General features: G+C 65.1%; 17 protein-coding genes. 3 read left to right on the top strand and 14 right to left on the bottom strand.

Annotated elements, in window-relative coordinates; all coding sequences use genetic code 11:
- Positions 1-229 precede the first annotated feature (229 nt).
- Together ACPPVP_RS15290 and ACPPVP_RS15285 are read right to left on the bottom strand one after the other, a co-directional pair.
- Positions 230-859, bottom strand: a complete 630-nt coding sequence (locus ACPPVP_RS15290) for a DUF4394 domain-containing protein (protein WP_426535611.1) — start codon at positions 857-859, stop codon at positions 230-232.
- Positions 856-1,026, bottom strand: coding sequence for a hypothetical protein (locus ACPPVP_RS15285; RefSeq protein ID WP_426535609.1), 171 nt, complete (start codon positions 1,024-1,026; stop codon positions 856-858). Before ACPPVP_RS15285 ends, ACPPVP_RS15290 begins: the two co-directional genes overlap by 4 nt.
- A gap of 130 nt (positions 1,027-1,156) precedes the next feature.
- On the opposite strand from ACPPVP_RS15285, the gene ACPPVP_RS15280 reads away from it, so the two are divergent.
- Together ACPPVP_RS15280 and ACPPVP_RS15275 are read left to right on the top strand one after the other, a co-directional pair.
- The gene (locus ACPPVP_RS15280; RefSeq protein ID WP_426535607.1) at positions 1,157-1,735 is read left to right on the top strand and encodes a sigma-70 family RNA polymerase sigma factor; all 579 of its coding nucleotides are present in this window, start codon (positions 1,157-1,159) and stop codon (positions 1,733-1,735) included.
- Positions 1,732-2,484, top strand: coding sequence for an anti-sigma factor (locus tag ACPPVP_RS15275; protein ID WP_426535597.1), 753 nt, complete (start codon positions 1,732-1,734; stop codon positions 2,482-2,484). Before ACPPVP_RS15280 ends, ACPPVP_RS15275 begins: the two co-directional genes overlap by 4 nt.
- Positions 2,485-2,581: 97 nt before the next feature.
- Here ACPPVP_RS15275 and ACPPVP_RS15270 read toward each other — a convergent pair whose 3' ends face one another.
- The 5 genes from ACPPVP_RS15270 to ACPPVP_RS15250 all read right to left on the bottom strand — a co-directional run bounded on the left by ACPPVP_RS15270 (position 2,582) and on the right by ACPPVP_RS15250 (position 10,572).
- The gene (locus ACPPVP_RS15270; RefSeq protein WP_426535595.1) at positions 2,582-5,524 is read right to left on the bottom strand and encodes a bifunctional [glutamine synthetase] adenylyltransferase/[glutamine synthetase]-adenylyl-L-tyrosine phosphorylase; all 2,943 of its coding nucleotides are present in this window, start codon (positions 5,522-5,524) and stop codon (positions 2,582-2,584) included.
- Positions 5,521-6,987, bottom strand: a complete 1,467-nt coding sequence (locus ACPPVP_RS15265) for an ATP-binding protein (RefSeq protein ID WP_426535593.1) — start codon at positions 6,985-6,987, stop codon at positions 5,521-5,523. Before ACPPVP_RS15265 ends, ACPPVP_RS15270 begins: the two co-directional genes overlap by 4 nt.
- Positions 6,971-7,651, bottom strand: coding sequence for a winged helix-turn-helix domain-containing protein (locus ACPPVP_RS15260; RefSeq protein WP_426537856.1), 681 nt, complete (start codon positions 7,649-7,651; stop codon positions 6,971-6,973). Before ACPPVP_RS15260 ends, ACPPVP_RS15265 begins: the two co-directional genes overlap by 17 nt.
- Positions 7,652-7,925: 274 nt before the next feature.
- Complete coding sequence (locus ACPPVP_RS15255) at positions 7,926-9,524, bottom strand: Do family serine endopeptidase (RefSeq protein WP_426535591.1); 1,599 nt, start codon at positions 9,522-9,524, stop codon at positions 7,926-7,928.
- 163 nt (positions 9,525-9,687) lie between these two features.
- On the bottom strand, positions 9,688-10,572 hold the full coding sequence (locus ACPPVP_RS15250) for a LysR substrate-binding domain-containing protein (protein ID WP_426535589.1): 885 nt from the start codon (positions 10,570-10,572) through the stop codon (positions 9,688-9,690).
- A gap of 113 nt (positions 10,573-10,685) precedes the next feature.
- Here ACPPVP_RS15250 and ACPPVP_RS15245 point away from each other — a divergent pair, with 113 nt between their 5' ends.
- Positions 10,686-11,426: a TSUP family transporter gene (locus ACPPVP_RS15245; protein WP_426535587.1), complete on the top strand. Its 741-nt coding sequence runs from the start codon at positions 10,686-10,688 to the stop codon at positions 11,424-11,426.
- Positions 11,427-11,436: 10 nt separating this feature from the next.
- Here the strand turns inward: ACPPVP_RS15245 and ACPPVP_RS15240 are convergent, their stop codons facing one another.
- The 7 genes from ACPPVP_RS15240 to ACPPVP_RS15210 form a co-directional block, all read right to left on the bottom strand.
- The gene (locus ACPPVP_RS15240) at positions 11,437-11,958 is read right to left on the bottom strand and encodes a DUF1993 domain-containing protein (protein WP_426535585.1); all 522 of its coding nucleotides are present in this window, start codon (positions 11,956-11,958) and stop codon (positions 11,437-11,439) included.
- Positions 11,959-12,036: 78 nt separating this feature from the next.
- Positions 12,037-12,495 carry a cytochrome c-type biogenesis protein gene (locus tag ACPPVP_RS15235; RefSeq protein ID WP_426537854.1) on the bottom strand — a complete coding sequence of 153 codons (459 nt, stop codon included), beginning with the start codon at positions 12,493-12,495 and terminating at the stop codon, positions 12,037-12,039.
- A gap of 43 nt (positions 12,496-12,538) precedes the next feature.
- Positions 12,539-14,521 carry a heme lyase CcmF/NrfE family subunit gene (locus ACPPVP_RS15230; RefSeq protein WP_426535583.1) on the bottom strand — a complete coding sequence of 661 codons (1,983 nt, stop codon included), beginning with the start codon at positions 14,519-14,521 and terminating at the stop codon, positions 12,539-12,541.
- On the bottom strand, positions 14,518-15,009 hold the full coding sequence (gene ccmE, locus ACPPVP_RS15225; RefSeq protein ID WP_426535581.1) for a cytochrome c maturation protein CcmE: 492 nt from the start codon (positions 15,007-15,009) through the stop codon (positions 14,518-14,520). Before ccmE ends, ACPPVP_RS15230 begins: the two co-directional genes overlap by 4 nt.
- A gap of 43 nt (positions 15,010-15,052) precedes the next feature.
- Complete coding sequence (gene ccmI, locus ACPPVP_RS15220; RefSeq protein WP_426535579.1) at positions 15,053-16,159, bottom strand: c-type cytochrome biogenesis protein CcmI; 1,107 nt, start codon at positions 16,157-16,159, stop codon at positions 15,053-15,055.
- Between the two features lie 150 nt (positions 16,160-16,309).
- Positions 16,310-17,734, bottom strand: coding sequence for a hypothetical protein (locus tag ACPPVP_RS15215; RefSeq protein WP_426535577.1), 1,425 nt, complete (start codon positions 17,732-17,734; stop codon positions 16,310-16,312).
- A 161-nt stretch (positions 17,735-17,895) separates the two neighbouring features.
- Positions 17,896-19,269 carry an ATP-binding protein gene (locus ACPPVP_RS15210; protein WP_426535575.1) on the bottom strand — a complete coding sequence of 458 codons (1,374 nt, stop codon included), beginning with the start codon at positions 19,267-19,269 and terminating at the stop codon, positions 17,896-17,898.
- Positions 19,270-19,348: the final 79 nt, after the last annotated feature.

The raw sequence follows: 19,348 nt of genomic DNA, 5'->3' as shown, positions 1-19,348 counted from the left end.
CGCACAGGGAGGAGTTGAGCTTGGGTTGGTCACCCGACGATCGTCGGGAATATTTCCCGAGGTGACGGAGCGGACGCCGTGGACGATTGTTCGACCAACAGCGAGTCGCTACCTGGTGCAGTGAACATTTCCGAAAGCGCCCCTCACCCCAACCCTCCTCCGCAAGCGCGGGGTGAGGGAGAGGTGAGCGGCTTGGCGCGAACCTGGATTCCTCTTGATTCCGGAATCCCTACATTCCCATGATCGCAATATCCTTCACCGTGCCGCTGACGCCTGCGATTTTTGCGGCCTCGGTCGCCTTTCCGGTGGCGAGGTCGACGCTGTAGAGCGTATCGCCCGCCATCAGCCAGGCTTCGTTCTTGCCGGCGCCATCGGACCAGATGTCAAACGCGACGCTGTCCGCCTTGATGCCAAGCTTTCCGATCGCGCCGAGCACGCCTTCATTCGGCGGCGCCTGCTTGATCAATCCGCCGATGGTCGCATCGATATTGAACAACGCCGTCTCCTTGGCGCCCTTGACCGAATTGGTGTAGGCGCCGGCAACGATGTTCGGCTTCTCGCCCTTGTGCATGTCGCCGTCCGCATATTTGTGGTCGCCGTCCTTGGTCACCTTGCCGTCGTCGACATTGGCCCGCAGGTTCATCCCGTCCGCGCCCATCACGCGAAGGCGGTCCGCCACCGGATTGAAATCGACCGTCGCGGCGACGCCCTTGGCCAGCATGGTGTCGAGCTTCGACTTCGTCGTGGCCTTGCCGTCCGCCGCGATGGTCACAATGGTGCCATCGTCGACCAGTCCATAAAGCATGCCGTCGGCCGGACGGACGTCGATGCCGACCAGCGCACCGGAAATGCCGGTCACCTTGACGGACCCGGTGGCCTTCTCTGCGCGGTATCGACCATCGCAATGGTGTCGCCGCCGATCAGGGCGGCGACCTGCGCGGCGTTGGCGGCTGCGGATGACAGCAACAATCGGCCGAAGCGGCGAAAATTGAGCGAAAATTCATCGTAAAGCTCCCTGTGTTCCATGATCCTCTCGGGACCAACACAGCGGGTACCGGCGGCGCGGCGAAACGGATGCAGCACGCTGAAAAAAATTTTCGGCACATGCATCCAAATGCCGCATCTCACGGTAGAACAACTATGCAAGGGCATAGACATGACTGGAAATGGCACCATCACAGCCAGCGTGCAGGCGCCCGACCTGCTGGATCGGGAGCGCGAGGCGCAGCTTGCCGCGGCGCTGGCGCGTTGCGCGGCGGGCGACCGTACTGCTTTGCGCGTGATCTACGACAGCGAGGCGCCGCGCATGGTCGGCATCGCCCGCCGCATCCTGTTCCGGCAGGATCTTGCGGAAGAAGCGGTGCACGACGCCTTTATCCGGATCTGGCGCGGCGCGGCCGGGTTCGATCCGCGCCGCGGCAGCGCGCGCGGCTGGCTCTATGCAGTGGTGCGCAACCGCGCACTCAGCATTCATCGCGATGAGCACCGCTATGAAGCATCCGATGACAACGTTCAGGACGTCGACTGCGAGGCCACCCTGTCGCGGATGCCGGAGACCAGCGCGCTGCGCCGTTGCCTCGAACAGATCGACCGCCCCCGCCGCGACGTCGTGGTGCTGGCTTATGTGCACGGTATGAGTCACGGCGAATTGGCGGGACGGCTCAAGGTGCCGCTCGGCACGGTCAAGAGCTGGGTACGGCGCAGCCTCTTTGCGTTGCAGGAGTGCATGGGATGAACCCGCACGACCTCGATAACGCCATGGCCGGCGATTACGTGATGGGCCTGCTGGACGGCGCGGAACACGCCGCCGCCGAACAGCGCCTCGCAACCGACCAATCGTTCGCTCAGGCCGTCAGCGCGTGGCGGGCACGGCTTGCGGACCTCGACCTCACGGCCGAGGAAACCCCACCGAGCCCGGCGCTCTGGCAGCGCATCGCGGACGCAACCAAAACCGCGCCGATCGACGCCCTGCCCTCCGCGCGCGCCGCGCTGCGTGGCGCCACGCTTTGGCACGACATCAAGTTCTGGCGTTTCGCCGGCATCGGCGGCGGTCTCGCCGCGCTGCTCTTTGCGGTGATCATGATCGGCGCGTTGACAACGTCGCGCCACCTTCGCCACGATCTGATTGCGCTGGCGCAGAGCAAACCTGTCTACGTCGCCGTGCTGGTGAACGACGCGACCAAAGAGGCTGGAGCCATCGTCAACGCATTTTCCAATGGCCGGGTCGAGCTCATTCCGCTACGCCCGATCGAGGTTCCTGCCGGCCGCACGCTGCAGGTCTGGACGCTGTGGGATCGCACCGTTGGCCCGAAGTCGATCGGCCTCACCGGTCAGTCGCGCACGCTGCAGCTGAATTTGGAGTCGTTGCCGGAAACCGTGCAAAACCAGCTGTTCGAGATCACGCTGGAGCCTGAAGGCGGCTCACCCATCGGACGACCGACCGGCCCGATCCTGTTCAAGGGCAACGCGGCACGGGCGTTGTAGTGGCTTTCGATCCGTTCCCGTAGGATGGGTAGAGCGCAGCGAAACCCATCATACCTCCGTGGACGCGATTGATGGGTTTCGCTTCGCTCTACCCATCCTACGAACGATCGCCGCTCACCAAGGCGAGAAACACCCGCCTCACCTCGCCCTGCGTCTCGCGCACGCGCGCCTCCAGCGTCGAGAAATCCGGCGTGTCGCCGGCGCGCGCCATCACGTGCAGGAGATTATCGCCTGATGTTTCCGGATTGAACTTGCCGGTGACGCACAGCCTGATGATCTGCGTCAGGTCGTGATAGAGCCGCGCCGCGGAGCGCAATATCTCCGCGTCGGACTGCGGCAGCACGCCGAGGCGCGCGGCGTTGTCGAGCACCTGCAACGTGGAGACGCTGAGGATTTCCGGTTTCTCGGAGGCATGCACCAGCTGCAGGTATTGCGCGATGAAATCGATATCGACCAGCCCGCCGGCGGCGAGCTTGAGGTTCCAGATATCGTCCTCGCCTTTTTCCTGCGCGATCGCCCGGCGCATGTCGGCGACGTCGCCGGCGGTGGAGGCAGCATCCCGCGGCCGCGTCAGCACGCTGCGGATGATGGCCTCGATCTTCTCGCGGAACGCCGGTGAAGCCGAAATCACCCGCGCCCGCGTCAGCGCCATGTGCTCCCAGGTCCAGGCCTCGCGTTCCTGGTAGTCGGCGAATGAATCGATCCGCGACGCCAGCGGGCCGGCCCGGCCGGAGGGGCGCAACCGCATGTCGACGTCATAGAGCACGCCGTAATTGGTCCGGGTGGTGAACGCCGAGATCAGCCGCTGGGTCAGCCGCGCGAAATATTGCGCGCCGTGCAGCGATCGCTCGCCGTCGGAATCGGGATTGTCTCCATCGAAATCATACAACAGGATCAGGTCGAGATCGGAGGATGCCGTCATCTCGCGGCTGCCGAGCCGGCCCATCGCGACGATCGCGGTCTCCTGCTCCCTGATGCGGCCGTACTGGGTAGCGAACTGGTCTCTGACCAGACCATGCACGGTATGCACGATGCCCTCGGCGACGTCAGCAAAGGCGACGCTGGCCTGCTGGGCGGAAACTGTACCGGAGAGAATGCGCGTGCCGATCAGGAACAGGCTTTCCTGGCCGAACAGCCGCAGGCGATCGAGAAAATCTTCGTAAGAGGCCGCGTCCTTTAGCGTCGCCGCCAGCCGCGCGGACAATTCCTTCTGGTCCGGCATCGCGCCGAAGAAACGGGGATCGATCAGGCCGTCCATGATCTGCGGCTGGCGCGCCAGCATGTCGCCGAGCCGTGGCGCCGCGCCGAGGATCAGCGCCACCAGCGCAACCAAATCGCGGTTCTCTCGCAAGAGTGAGATCAGCCGGCCGCCGCGCTGCAAAGCGCCGAGAAAACGGTCGAACGCGGTAACCGCATCGTCAGGGTCTTCGGCATGCGCAAGCCCGTCAATCAAGCCGGGCACGAATTCGATGAAGGCGGCCTTGGTCGCTTCGGTGCGGAGCGCGCGATAATCGCCCTGCATCCAGAGTTGCAGCGTGCCGGCCACCGCCACCGGCTTCTTGAAGCCGAGCGTCGCCAGATGGTCGAGCAGGCGCGCATCCTCAGGACCTGCGGCGTAGTTGACTTGCGGGAGTTTCACCGTGCCGGCCGGATCGCCCTCGAACAGCTTGCCATAATGTCCCTGCACGATGTTGAGATGGCCGAGCAGATCCTTGGCAAAGCTTGCCCTGCTCTCATAGCCGAAGAAGTTCGCAAAGCGCTCCACGGCCTCGGCGTCTTCGGGCAGCGCATGGGTCTGCTCGTCGGCGATCATCTGCAGCCGGTGCTCGACGCTGCGCAGGAACTCGTAAGCCGTCGTCAGTTCTTCGCGGGCCTGAAAGGTGATCCAGTTGCTGTTGGCCAAAACCTGCAACGCGAGCAGCGTCGGACGCACCCGTAATTCAGCATGGCGGCCGCCGGCAATGAGCTGTTGGGTCTGCGCGAAAAACTCGATCTCGCGGATGCCGCCGCGGCCAACCTTGACGTTGTGGCCTTCGACCGCGATCTCGCTCTGGCCGCGAAAGGTCTGCATCTGCCGCTTCATGTCGTGGACATCGGCAAGCGCGGCAAAATCCAGATGCTTGCGCCAGACGAACGGCGAAAGTTCCGCGATCAGCGCTTCCCCCGCTTTGGCGTCGCCGGCGCAGACGCGCGCCTTGATCATCGCGGCGCGCTCCCAGGTCCGCCCTTCCCGCTCGTAATAATGCAGCGCCGCGTCAGTCGACATCGCGACCTGCGTCGAGGCCGGATCGGGGCGCAGGCGCAGGTCGACGCGGAACACGTAGCCGTCGCCGGAGCGCTGCTGCAGCAGGCGGGCAAGCGCCTGCGTGACGCGCACGAAGAACGGCGCCGGCTCGATGTCGGCCACAAGTGAGGTCGCGGCAGGATCGAAAAACACGATCAGGTCGATGTCGCTGGAATAGTTCAGTTCGCCCGCGCCCATCTTGCCCATCGCGAGCACGATCAGGCCGGAACCCTCCTCCGGCCGGTCCTGATTGAGGGCGGTCATGCGGCCGCGCGCGACCTCCTGGCGCAGCAGGAAGCGCAAGGCAGTCTGGACGGAGGTTACCGCGAGGTCAGTCAGCGCCGCCGTCACCCGCATCACCGGCCAGACCCCGCCGATGTCGCACAGCGCAATCAACAGCGCGGCTTCCGACTTCATGCGGCGAAGCAGATGCATGACGTCAGCTTCGCCCGAGGCGGCGAGCACGTCGTGCGAGGTCTTCTCGATCAGCGCGGTAAGATGCTGTTCCGGGTCGCATGCCAGGAGGCGGATCAGCCGCGCGGCGTCGGCGCGGATCAGGTCGAACAGGTATGGCGAGAACTCGGCGATGCCGAGCAGGATGGCCCGGGCCGGCGGACGGTCCAGCCACGCGCCGATCTCAGCCGCCTGCTGCGGCTCCAGTTCGGCGAGCCAGTCTCCCAGGCGTTGTTCGGCGTTGCTGCTGGCGGGAATATGCGGCCCGCTCACGAACCGCGCGGCCAAGGCAGAGGAATTCATGCCACCTTCTGTGGCACATCCGGCGTTTGGGCCGCAAGCCTGTCAGCCGCGGCAGATAGCGCCGGAATGACCAGCGTCACGGTCAGGCCGGGATGCGAATCGCCGAGCCGGAGCTCGCCGCCATGCAGGGTCGCCACAGCGGACGCCAGGCTGAGGCCGAGGCCGGAACCCGGCAGTGTCCGACTCGCCTCCAGCCGCACGAACCGTTCGACGGCGTGCTTACGGTCCGCTTCGGGGATGCCGGGGCCATGGTCGGTGACGCTGAGCAGCACCCGGTCGCCCTCTCGGCGGGACTCGATCAGGATTTCCCTGACGCGTGCGGCGGCCGCAGGGTCCAGCGGCTGCACCACCGGCGAAGGCTTGCCGTATTTGATGGCGTTCTCGACCAGGTTGGCGAGCGCCTGGCTGATCAGTTCGCGGTTGCCATGCAACGGCGCGGCCGCGGCCCTGACACGCAGCGTCATGCCGTCGTCCTCGGCCAGCGGTTCGTACAATTCGTGGATGCCCCTGGCAACGTCGGCCGCGTCGAAATCATCCATGTTGCCGCGCGCCTGGCCGGACTCGGCGCGCGCGATCATCAAGAGTGCGTTGAAGGTGCGGATCAGGCCATCGGATTCTTCTATGGTCCGCTCCAGCGCCGCGCGGTATTCGGCCTCGCTGCCGGAACTCGCCAGCGCCTCCTCCGCGCGGTTGCGCATCCGCGTCAGCGGCGTCTTCAGGTCATGGGCGATATTGTCCGAGACTTCCTTCAGCCCCGTCATCAGCGCCTCGATGCGCTCCAGCATGGCGTTGAGGTTTTCCGCGAGACGATCGAGTTCGTCGCCGGAGCGCCCGACCGGAAGACGCCCGGAGAGGTCGCCGGCCATGATGCGCTGGGTGGTGCCGGTCATGGCATCGATCCGGCGCAGCACCCGCCGCGCTACGAAGATGCCGCCGCCGAGACCGAGCACGATGACGACCAGCAGCGACCATTGAGCGGCATTCGCGACGATCCCGAACAGCCGCCTTCGTTCCTCGAGATCGCGACCGACCAGCAGGCGGAAACCGTTGTCGAGTTGGGTGACGCGCACCAGCGCGCGGTGGTTGGCGGTATCCCGCTCGTCGAGCCGGCGGTACGCCGTCTCGGACCAACCTGTCGAGGCCATCACGCCTGGGGACAGCGATTCGACATTGCCGCCGAACGCCCTGCCCTCCGGCGTGGTGACGAGATAGAGGTTGGCGCCGGGCCGCAGCGCCCGGTAGCCGAGCGTGGTGGCAAGGCCTTGCAGGCCGCGGCGTGCGTAGAAGATCTCGATCTCGGCGATTTCCGCGTTGACGGTGGTGGTGATCTGCTCGTTGATCAGCCGGCGCGTATTCCAGGCGAAATAGCCCAGCAGCGAGGCGGCGAACAGCGCAAACAGGAACAGATAGACCAGCGTCAGCCGAAACGCCGTGGTGCGGATCAGTTTACCGAAGGCCGTCACGGATCATGTATCCGGCGCCGCGGATCGTGTGCAGCAAGGGCCGTTCAAATCCCTTGTCGATCTTGGAGCGCAACCGTGAAATATGCACATCGATGACGTTGGTCTGCGGATCGAAATGATAATCCCAGACGTTTTCCAGAAGCATGGTGCGGGTCACCACCTGGCCGGCATGCTTCATCAAATATTCGAGCAGGCGAAACTCGCGCGGCTGCAGCGTCAGTTCGTCCTTGCCGCGGGCGACACGGTGCGAGAGACGGTCGAGCTCGAGATCACCGACGCGGTAGGTGGTCTCTTCGGCCGGGCCGACATTGCGGCGCGACAGCACCTCGACGCGGGCCTGCAGCTCGGCGAATGAATAGGGCTTTGGCAGATAGTCGTCGCCGCCGGCGCGCAGCCCCTTGATGCGGTCGTCGACCTGGCCGAGCGCGGATAGGATCAGGACCGGCGTGCGATTGCCCTTCTCACGCAGCGCACCGATCACGGAGAGGCCGTCGCGCTTGGGCAGCATGCGGTCCACCACGAGCACGTCGTACTCGCCGCCATCGGCCATCGACAGCCCTTCGTCGCCGTCGCTGGCGAGATCGGCGACATGGCCGACTTCACGAAACGCCTTGACCAGATAGTCGGCGGACTCGCGGTCGTCTTCGATGATTAGCAGGCGCATTTGCGGGGCAGTTGGGGTCACGGGAATTTGCCTTCTCTCACCATGGCGCGGCCGCCCTGCACATGCAAGGCGACCAGCCAATCTCTCGATCAAGTGAAAAGAGCGGGCGGTGAAGCTGGGGGACCTCACCGCCCTTAGGCCCTTCCGACGGAGGGGGGCGTATTCCGCTGGAAGGTAGCCAGAGGGAGCGAGTTTTGGACCCGCTCCCCGGAAGGAGACGTCGGCGGGGGCGACGAATGCCGGCGAAACCCTCCATCTGATATGTAGTCCTCGTTTAGCCCTTTGCCAGCGGCACCGCGACGAAGCGCGACGAACCGCCGCTCTTCACGCGCATGAGAACGCTGTTCTTGTTGTCGGTGCGGGCGGCGTCGATTGCCTCACGAACCTCGCCGGCGCTGGTCACGCTCTTGCCGGCAACCTCAAGAATGACGTCGCCTTCCTTGAAGCCGCGTTCGGCCGCCGCGCTCTTCGGGTCGACCTCGGTGACCACGACGCCTTCCTTGCCGGCGCCGGCCACGCTGTTGGCGGGGGCAACCGTCAGGCCGAGTTTCGGCACGCCGGCTCCCTTGCTCAGGCTACCCTTGTCTTCCTTGTCGGTGTCGGCCTTGGCCTCAATCGTGTTCGGCAGCTGGCCGAGCGTGAGGTTGATGACCTTGTCCTGGCCCTTCTGCAGCACGTTGAGCTTTACCGCGGCGCCGGGCGCGAGGCCGCCGATGGTGCGGGCGAGTTCCTTGGCATCCTTGACCGGCTCGCCATTCACGCCGGTGATGACGTCACCGGACTGGATACCGGCCTTGGCCGCCGGACCATTCGACTGCGGTTCCGCCACCAGCGCGCCTTCCGCCTTCTTCATGCCGAGGCTGTCGGCGATGTCAGACGTCACCGGCTGAATCTGGACACCGATCCAGCCGCGGCTGACCGTGCCCTTGTCCTTGAGCTGGGCAATCACGCTCTTGACCGTCGAAGCCGGGATCGAGAACGCGATGCCGACGCTGCCGCCGGACGGCGAATAGATCGCGGTGTTGACGCCCATCACTTCTCCGTTGGTATCGAACGCCGGACCGCCGGAGTTGCCCTTGTTCACGGGCGCGTCGATCTGGATGAAGTCGTCATACGGGCCGTTGCCGATGTCGCGGCCGGAAGCCGAGACGATACCGGCGGTCACAGTTCCGCCGAGGCCGAACGGGTTACCGACGGCGAGCACCCAGTCGCCGATCCGCGGCTTGCTATCGGACAGCTTGGCGAACGGGAAATCCTTGCTGCCCGCGACCTTGATCAGCGCCAGGTCGGTGCGAGGATCGGTGCCGATCACCTTCGCGGTGAAGGTCTTGCCATCGTCCATGGTGACTTCGACCTTGTCGGCGCCATCGACCACGTGGTTGTTGGTCACGGCATAGCCGTCAGGCGAGATGAAGAAGCCGGAACCCTGACCCGTTACCGGGCCGCGGCCGCCACGCGGTCCACCGCGCAGGCCGGGCGGCAAGCCATCCGGACCGCCGAAGCGGCGGAAGAAGCGCTCCATCGGCGAACCCGGCTGGAACGGCGAATCGTCGTCCTTGTTGGCGCTGTCATCACCCTTCGCGGCCTTCTCGGTAATGTTGACCTTGACCGAGATCACCGAGGGCTTCACGCGCTCGACAATGTCGGCAAATCCAATCGGCCGCTCGACCTTGCGGACTTCGTTGTTGACCTGCGCATGCGCCGGGCTGGTGAAGATGTCGATGGGGCCCTGCTGCGGCGAGAAGCCATACACGGCGGCGCCAAGGCCGGCGACGACGGAAGCCATCAGCGCGAACTTGCGTGCCGAGAACAGCGAACGGCGCGCTGCGCCGTAGGACGGAAGCTTGGAAAGATCGACGGGACGTTCGGTCATGTTGCTAAAATCTCCAGAGAATCTGAATTCGACGGTGCGGGGCTGGACACCTGACAGGACTAAACATGGGGCTTGCCGCCTTACCGCGCGCTGGCTAGCGAATTAAACTTTTGTAATGCAGGCGGTTATGGATGCGGCAGAATATCGCAGGCTTATCAGCCGGTTAGCTCTGCGGCTTTTCCGTGAAATGATGCCTGAGCCAGTCGCGGAAGGCAATCAGAGCGGGATCGGTTTCACGGAACGCACGGTACACAAGATACCAGGCCCTACCCTTCGGCACCGACAGCGAAAACGGCGCGACCAGACGTCCCATGGCGATGTCGTCTTCGACATAGGGGCGCAGGCCAATCGCCACACCAACGCCGTCGAGCGCAGCCTGCAGCGCCATTCCGTAATTGGCAAAACTCGGCCCCAACGCGGCGCGGCGCCGTTTCACGCCTGCGGCGGAGAGCCATAACGGCCAATCCTCCGGCGAGTGAACCACCTGCAGCAAGCTCTCCTGCGTCAGGTCCGATGGCTTGCCAAGCCGCCGGGCAATCGAAGCGGCGCATACCGGAAACAGGTCGGCGGAAAACAACGGCTCCGCCGCCAGCTCCGGCCAATCGCCGCCACCGAGAAGAATGCCGCAGGTCCAGTCATCCCGGAACGGATTGATCGCGCCGCCGGTCGCAAGCCGCACCTCGATCTCGGGATGGGCACGGTAAAAGCTCGCAAGGCGCGGAATCATCCAGCGCGTCGCAAAGGACGGCCCGACTCCGATGGTCAAGACAGGCGTCGTGCGCATTGCCGAGACCTGCGCGACGCTCGATGCAATCGAGTCAAATGCCGCCGTGAGATGTGGCCGCAGCGCGCTCGCTTGCGCGGTCAACACCAGGCCATTGGGCAGCCGCTCGAACAGTGGAAATCCGAGACGCGCTTCCAGGAGCCGCACCATGCGGCTGATCGCAGCCTGCGTGACGTTCAGCTCCTGCCCGGCAGCCACGAAACTGCCATGGCGCGCCGCGGCCTCGAAGGCGCGCAAACCGTTCAGCGAAGGCAGGCGGCGCATGGGATTGCCCTTCTAGCCTAACTTTTCCTTGGCCTACGGCTGAACTAAACGCGTTTGCGGCAGCGCCGTCAAGCGCGCATCGAGCGGCATCGGATTTCACCAGGACGACGCCCATGCTCAGCCTCCCCATCGCCGCCGGCTTCGCTGCCGCCATCGTGTCGACCTCCTTCATCTCAGGCATTTTCGGGATGGCCGGAGGCATGATCCTGCTGGGAATCCTGCTGGCATTCATGCCTTTGGCATCAGCCATGGTTCTGCACGGTCTGGTGCAAATGGCATCCAGCGGCTGGCGGGCCTGGCAATGGCGAGCCCATACCGACTGGCGGATCGTCGCCCATTATGCCGCTGGCGCGGCCATTGTCACCGTGGCGATCAGCGCGGCCGCGGTCACGGCCAGCAAGTCTGTAGCCCTAATTATCATTGGCCTGACGCCTTTCATCGGGCTGGCGCTTCCACCTCGGTTCGCGCCCGACCTGCGGCGGCGGGGCCACGACTATGGCTGCGGCGCGCTCTGTACGATGTTGCAGCTCCTGGCCGGCGTATCCGGGCCCATCCTCGACGTCTTCTTCGTCCGCTCACAACTCGACCGCAAGCAGCAGGTCGCGACCAAGGCTGCGGTGCAGTTCCTCGGCCACTTCCTCAAGGTCGCCTATTTCGGCCAGCTGTTGGTTGGCGGCGGCGAGCGGGTATCGCCGATGGCGGTCGCGATCGCGATCCCGCTGGCGATCGCCGGAACGCAGCTCTCGCGGCTGGTGCTTGATCTGATCAGCGAGGCGCAATTCCGAACCTGGTCGCGCTACGTGATCGGCGCGGTCTCTACCATCTACCTGATCCAGGGCGTGGTGCTGTTATGACACGCCACGCTCACTTCTTCATCTTCAGCCGGCCCATGAAATCGCGCTTGCCGAGCGGCACGCCGTTGGTGCGCAAGATGTCGTAGGCCGTGGTGGCGTGGAAATAGAAGTTGGGCAGCGAGAACGACATCAAAAAACCCTCGGTCGTGAAGGGTAGCTTGTGATCGCCGAGCAGAAAGACGACGTCGCGGCCGCCAAGCGCGTTGACGGCGTCCGGCGTCCAGCCTTCCAGGGCTTCGCGGGTTTGCGCGACCAGCGCCTGCAATCCGGCGTAATCGTACGGCGTTTTGAATGAGGGCGGACGAAATTCTCCGCTCTGCGCAGCCTCGATGGCGCCGCGGGAATGCTGGGCGACGGAGATGATCTGGAAGCGCAGCGGCAGCATGTCCGGCGCCAGCCGCGCCTCGACCATGGTTTCCGGATCGATGTTCTTTTCGCGAAAATGAGCGAGGCCGCGCTCGAGGAAGCCGCTGACACCGCCGAGGATTTGAAGGTAATTCGCCACGCTGGCGTCGTAGAGTGAAAAGGCCATGTCCGGTTTCCCCCTTGGGCTTTGTTGTTTTTGACAAGGGGAGTCATAGCGGAAAGTGGTCCGCTTGTAACGACGGGCCTAAGCCTGCCTTTCCGGCGCATCGGCCGCGAGCAGGCGCTCCAGCCTCGCCTCTTCATCCTCCGTCAGGTGCAGGAGCGAGGGATCGGCGGTGCCGCCGGCATTCGAGCGGCGGCGGCTGTAGAACCATAGCGCCAGCCCGCCTCCGATCAGCGCGAGCGGCGGCAGCAGCCACAGTAATAACGTGTGCGGCGTGAAGCGCGGCTTCAGCAGCACGAACTCGCCATAGCGCGCCACCAGGAAATCGATCACCTGGCTGTCGCTGTCGCCGGTCGCGATCCGCTCGCGCACCAGGAGCCGCAGGTCGCGCGCCAGCGGCGCGTCGGAATCGTCGATCGACTGGTTCTGGCACACCATGCAGCGCAACTCGCGCGACAGGTCGCGCGCACGCGCCTCCTTCACGGGATCCGACATGATCTCGTCGGGCTGCACAGCGTAGGCGGCCGGGCATCCGGCCATGAGTGCGACAACAGCAATGCAGGCGAGAAGCTTCCTCAACGGCTCACTCCGCCGGCTGCAATGCGCGGGCGGTCTTGGCGGCAGGCTTCGGCGCGCCGACGCGCAGGCGGCGATCCGAGAGCGACAGCAGGCCGCCGAACGCCATCAGCACCGGACCCCACCAGATAAAGAGCACCAGCGGCTTGTGAAAGATGCGGACCCCAATGGCGGCGGCGCTGGTTTCGCCGAGCGAAATATAGAGCTGGCTGGCGCCGCGGGTCAGCAGCGCGGCCTCGGTGGTCGACGTCTCGCGTGTGGTGAAGGTGCGCTTCGAGGGCGTCATCACGCGCAGCGTCTCGCCGTCGAGACTGACCGTGAATTGTGCGATCATCTCGCGGAAATTCGGCCCTTGCCGCTGCGTGACGCCGTCGAGCTTCAGTTGATAGCCGGCGACCTTGGCAACATCACCGGGCATCATCGAGCCGATATATTCGCTGTTCCAGGTGGTCTCGCAGACGATTCCGATCAGGGCTACGCCGACGCCGGCATGGGCGAACGCCGTTCCCCAGGTCGCGCGCGGCAATCCACGCGCGCGCCGCAGCGCGACCGGCAAGGCGGTCCGGAACAGTCCGGTGCGTTCGGCAAGATCGCACAACGCGCCTGCTATGACGAAAATCGCAAGTCCAATCGCGAGCGGGGCGAACGTGCTGCCGCCATAGGTCCACGCCCACGCCACGGCAATCGCAACCAATGCGGCGATGCCGGCCGCGGTCAGCCGCTGTGCCGCGCCGAGCAAGTCACCCCGCTTCCACGCCAACAGCGGCCCGAACGGCATCGCAAGCATCAACGGCACGAACAAGGGTCCGCACGTCAGATTGAAGAAGGGCGGGCCGACTGAAATCTTGTCGCCGGTCAAAACCTCCAGCGCCAGCGGATACAGCGTTCCGATGAACACCGTCGCACACGCCGTGGTGAGGAAAAGATTGTTGAGCACCAGCGCGCCCTCGCGCGAGATCGGCGCGAACAGTCCGCCCTGCTTCAGCGCCGACGCGCGCCAGGCATAAAGCAAAAGACTTCCGCCGATGAACAGGCAGAGGATCAGCAGGATGAACACGCCGCGCGCCGGATCGGTCGCGAAGGCATGCACCGAGGTCAGGACGCCCGAGCGCACCAAAAACGTGCCGAGCAGCGACAGCGAAAACGTCAGGATCGACAGCAGGATGGTCCAGACCTTCAGCGCGTTGCGCTTTTCCATCACGACCGCGGAGTGCAGCAGCGCGGTGCCGGCCAGCCAGGGCATCAGGGAAGCATTCTCGACCGGATCCCAGAACCACCAGCCGCCCCAGCCGAGTTCGTAATAGGCCCAGTACGACCCCATCGCGATGCCGAGCGTGAGGAATATCCACGCCACCAGCGTCCACGGCCGCACCCAGCGCGCCCAGGCGGCATCGATGCGGCCTTCGATCAGGGCGGCAACTGCGAACGAGAACGAGATCGAGAACCCGACATAGCCGAGATAGAGCATCGGCGGATGCACGGCGAGGCCGATGTCCTGCAGCACCGGGTTAAGGTCGCGGCCCTCGATCGGCGGACTTGCGATGCGCAGGAAGGGATTCGAGGTGAGCAGGATGAAGAGATAGAACGCGGACGCGATCCAGCCCTGCACCGCCAGCACATGGGCGCGCAGCGACAGCGGCAAATTGCTGCCGAAGGCGGCGACCAGGCCGCCGAACAGCGCCAGGATGAACACCCAGAGCAGCATCGACCCTTCGTGATTGCCCCACACGCCGGTGATCTTGTAGAGCAGCGGCTTCATCGAGTGCGAGTTCTCGAACACGTTGACGACGGAGAAATCCGACATCACGTGCAGCGTCGTCAGCAGCGCAAACGACGCCGCCACGAACAGCAATTGCGCGAGCGCACCGGAGCGCGCGACATTCATCAGGGCATGATCGCCCCAGCGCGCGCCGAGCAACGGCACGGTTGATTGGATCAGCGCCAGTCCGAGCGCCAGCACCAGCGCGTAATGTCCGGCTTCCGCGATCATTTCGAAGCCCCTTGCACCGGAGCGGCCGAGGCTGCCGCGCCAGGCTTGGCGCCGTAATCGTCCTTCCAGTGTCCCTGTTTCTTCAGGGCGTCGGCGACGTCCTTCGGCATATAGGTCTCGTCGTGCTTGGCGAGCACGGTATCGGCCTTGAAGACGCCGGAGGCATCCAGCGCGCCTTCGGCGACGACGCCCTGCCCTTCACGGAACAGGTCCGGCAAAATTCCCTTGTAGGCGACCGGCAGCGTGGCGCCGCCGTCGGCGACGCTGAAATTGACCGCGAGATTGTCACCGCGCACCAGCGATCCCGGCTGCACCAAGCCGCCGAGACGGAACCGCTTGCCGGCCGGGATCTGCTTTTCGGCCGCCATCGTCGGCGTGGAAAAGAACACGATGGAGTCGCGCATCGCGTTCAAGACCAGCGCTGCGGCAATGGCGAGCACCGCGAGCGAACCGCCGATCATGGTCAAACGCCGTTGCTTGCGCGTCATATGGCTATCCTCTGTCCTCGCCCTTGGGTTCCGGCATCCTGCCTCACCCACCAAGCCCGAGATTCTTCACGCCCTCATTGAGCTGGCGCAAGCGCTCGGTATCGTTGGCGACTGCCTGGCGCGCCTCGACAAGCGCGCTCGCCGCCTTGTCGCGGTCCCCCATCACCATATAGGCCCGCATCAGCCGCAACCATCCCTCGACATCGTCGCCGTTCTGCTTCAGCCGGGTCGCAAGCCGATCGACCATGCCGCGGATCATGGCGCCGCGGTCATTTTCATTCATGTCCTTGGCGGCGGCCATCGCGTCGTTGGAGAGCGTCGGTGCCACAGGTCCACCACCGACCCTCGTGAGCGCGGCCTGGACCAGCGTCCGCCATGGCGCGTCGGCCGGCGCCTTGGCGAGCATCGTGCGCCAGATCGTGGCAGCATCGGTTCGGCGGCCATCCTGTTCGGCGGCGAGACCGAGGTAATAGTTAGCCCTCGGCTCATCGGCGCTTTGCGCCAACGCGCGTTCGAACTCGGCCTTGGCCTCCGCCGTGACGACGCCGCCCGCAGCAGCCGCAAGCGCTTCGCCAAGATCAGAGCGGCGGTCCGCACTGTCGCCGGCATAGGTGATGGAATTGCGGTAGGCCCGGACCGCATCATCCCAACGGCTGAGACGCGCGAGCACCGGCGCCAATACGGTCCAGCCGCGGCCGTCTGTCGGATTTTTTTCGAGATGCGCCTCGACCTGCGCCACCATGTTGTCGAGCGGCTGATTGACATCCGCCGTGCGCGTGCGCGAGGCCAGCGGAAAATCGCCGAGAAAGGGCGATCCGAGCGCGAGGTAGAGCGTCACCGCCGCGATCGGCAACCCGACCAGCGCCACGATGGCCGAAGCGCGGCGCAGACCAAGGTTTGACCGCGGCGGCAGGTCGCGCGCGCCGTCCGCGGCAGCGAGCAGGCGGCGGCCGATTTCGACACGCGCTGCCTCAGCCTCGGACACGCCGATCAGGCCGGCGGAGACATCGCGATCGATCTCGGCGAGCTGATCCCTGTAGACCACAGCCTCGCTGCCACCGGCCGGCGCAGAAGAGCCGCGGCTCAACGGCCAGAGTATGGCGAAGATCGCCGCGACCGTCATCAGCGCGAACACAAACCACAGCGTCATCAAGCGGTTCCCGGGGGCGGAACGGCGCGTCCAGGCGAGCGCCGATACGCCGCTTTACACCACCGGCGCCAAGCCCGGCAATTGACAATTGCGGCAGAAAACATCCGGACGGAAGTCTCCCAGAAGGCCAGGCCGGCGGGGGATTTAAGCCTAGCTCGCCTTGGTCGCCTTGGTCGCCTTGGCCGCTTTACGCTCGCCGGTCATGGCATTTTCGGCCGCCCGGCTCATCAACGACGCGTAGTCATGGCCGAACAGAATTTCGCAGAAACGGATCGCCGCCTTGGCCTGCATCTGGCGGTAGACGCGCGCCTTGGGGTCGCCACCGCGCAGCGCCTGCACGAGGCTCTCGGTGGATCGCTCGACGTAGTGCTGGAGGTCGGAATAGGTCCGCAAGGTGACCTCGTTGATGGCGAGTTCGCTGGCATAGGTGCGGCACACCGCCACGAAGTCGATCATGGCGACGATCTCTTCGACCTCCGCGGTGTCGATTTTCGGCGCGGCGGCGAGATCCTTGTCGGCGCGCTGACGCAGGATACGGCGGACCCGGCCGGGCACGCTCTCGATCTCCGACTGCAGCGAATTGGAAATTTCGGCGCGGATCGCGGTGAGCTGGCGACCCCATGCGGAATCGTTGCGAAGATCGAGTTCGGTGCGCAGCCCGCGCACGCCCTCGTGCAGGGCCTTCAATTGCTCGCCGACATTGTCGAAATGGCCGCGCCTGATGTCCGTGCGCAGGCAGGCCGTGAGGAACGAGAGGTCGTGCAGCGCGATCGTGACGGCGATGCCGTAGGGCGTGGCGGCCACGCGAATCTCGTCGTCGGATGCAGCCATCTTGATCGCGAGACGGATGATCTGCCACGGCTGCGCCAGCCGCTGCATGATCAGCGACAGCGCGAACGGCAGCAGTTGCGGCGTCTGCAACGAGGGAACGTTGAGTGCCGACCCAACCGAGGCAATCTGGGATTCGGAAAAGACCCGCATCTGGCCCGGCATCCGGCTGCCGAGCGTGTCCAGCGTCTCGCGCGCGCGCAGCACGCTTCCGACCGATAACAGGTCTTCGACGACATTGGGCGAGCCGATACGGGAAAGCGACCTCTGCCTGTCGTCACCGGCGACCGGTGCGGCGACACTGATGATCGCGTCGGCTGCGGCGAGCTGGAACTTGCGGGTTGCGCCCTCGAGGTCGGCGTTGCTGCCGCTCTGCCTGATCTCGGTGAGCACGGTTTCAAATGCGCGCGTGGCCTCGGGCGCCCCGTCGCGGCTCAGCCATTGCCAGATCGGCAGCAGCGATGCACGCCGGATCTGCCCGGGCCTGGCGGGAAAATTGCTCTCGAGGAGAAACGGCTCGAGCGGACCATATAACAGTCGCGCCGGATCGTCGGTCCGCGGGCGCGTCTCGTCGTCTTCCACGGTTCCGCGCGCGACCTTGCGAAGCTGCTCAAGTACGAAATTGGCGACGGCCATATCCTCCCCGCGCTCAATGGCGCGTTCGAACTCCCGCATCAGCAGCGCCTGCGATTGGGGCGGGAGCTGGGCGAGATAGTCCCTCAGCCGCTCGGTCGATGTCTGGCTCATTCGCCTGGTGTGGATATGCGTGTCATGTGGACGGGCACAGTGCGCCCGCCCCCAATCTTAGGAGTGCGCGCGTTAAGAACCCGTTTAGGAATGACGAAATCAACCCCGGACATTGCCAGTTCCCGCACCGTCAACCCCAGGTAATCGCTCGGATAAGCCGTTCAGACTCCCGGCAGTACCAGCTCCGCCCGCAATCCGCCGATCGGGGCGTCGCCCAGGACGAGGCTGCCGCCATAGAGGGCAGCGAGATCGACCACGATCGAAAGCCCGAGCCCCGACCCCGGTTTGGACTCGTCCAGCCGCTGGCCGCGCCGGGACACCTGCGCGCGCTCGGCGGCGGACAATCCGCGGCCATCGTCGTCGACAATGATCCGGAGCGACGACCCGGTACGGGGTTCTGACGGCGGCTCCACCCTCACCTCGATGAAGACCTGCGTAGCCGCCCATTTGCAGGCATTGTCGACCAGATTGCCGGCCATCTCCTCGAGGTCCTGGCGCTCACCACGGAATTTAGCCAACGGATCAGCCTTCACCGCGATCGTAATGCCGCGATCCCGATGGATCTTTTCCATGGTCCGCCGCAACGCTTCGATGGCGGGCGCGACCTCGGTGACGGTGCCGACGATGGTGACGCGGGCGGCGATGCGCGCCCGTTCCAGATGATGCGCCAGTTGATCCCGCATCACATCGGCCTGCTCCAGGACCTTGCTGGCAAAGGGATCTACCGCGTGGGCGGCCGCCTCGTTGACGATGACGGAGAGCGGCGTCTTGATGGCATGGGCAAGATTGCCGACATGAGTACGCGCGCGCTCGACGATCTCGCGGTTGGCATCGATTAGCGCGTTGGTCTCACGCGCCAGCGGCGCGATCTCGACGGGAAACTCGCCTTCCAGCCGTTCCGCGCGGCCGGAGCGGATATCGGCGATCGATTCCGAGATCCGCTTGAGCGGTGCCAGTCCGAAGCGGACCTGGAAAATCGTGGTCAGCAGCAGCACGATACCGAGTGCTGCGAACGTGCCACCGAGGTAATAGTCGAAGGAGCGGATTTCGTCGAAAATCTCGGATGCGTCGCCGGCCACGCTGACCAGGAACTTGCCGTCGGCGCCGAGGTCGACCGGCCGCTCGACGACCCGCAGACTCTGGCCCTCGGGCCCGTCGACGTAACCGAGGCGGATGCCGGCGGGGGTCAGCTCCGCGCCGATTTCCTCGAGCTTCGGCAGTTTCTTGTCCCACAGCGAACGCGACGCACGCGTCTCGGCCTTCTCGTCGGTACGCACGATCTGCCAGTACCAGCCGGACAGCGGCAGTTCGAACAGCGGCTCGCCGAGCGACTGAAATTGATGGTCGGGCGGCTCATCCGGCGTCGCGACCTCGGCGATCAGGGTGCGGAGATAGAGGTTGAGGCGGCGGTCGAAGGCGCGCTCGGTCGCGTTACGATAGACCGACGACAGAACAACGCCGGTTATGACCAGGATCACGACCACCCACGCGGTCGCCGACAGGAACAACCGCGTGGCGAGCGAGCTTCCGCGCATCAGAGCAAGATCCCGAAAAGCGTATCCCCAGGCTCCAATCCTGCGGATGGAGGCTGGCCTTCCGATAAGATCATGCTCG

Source organism: Bradyrhizobium sp. McL0615 (assembly GCF_049993905.1).
In the GTDB taxonomy this organism is placed as follows: Bacteria; Pseudomonadota; Alphaproteobacteria; order Rhizobiales; family Xanthobacteraceae; genus Bradyrhizobium.
This window is presented reverse-complemented; position numbering and strand designations above follow the sequence as displayed.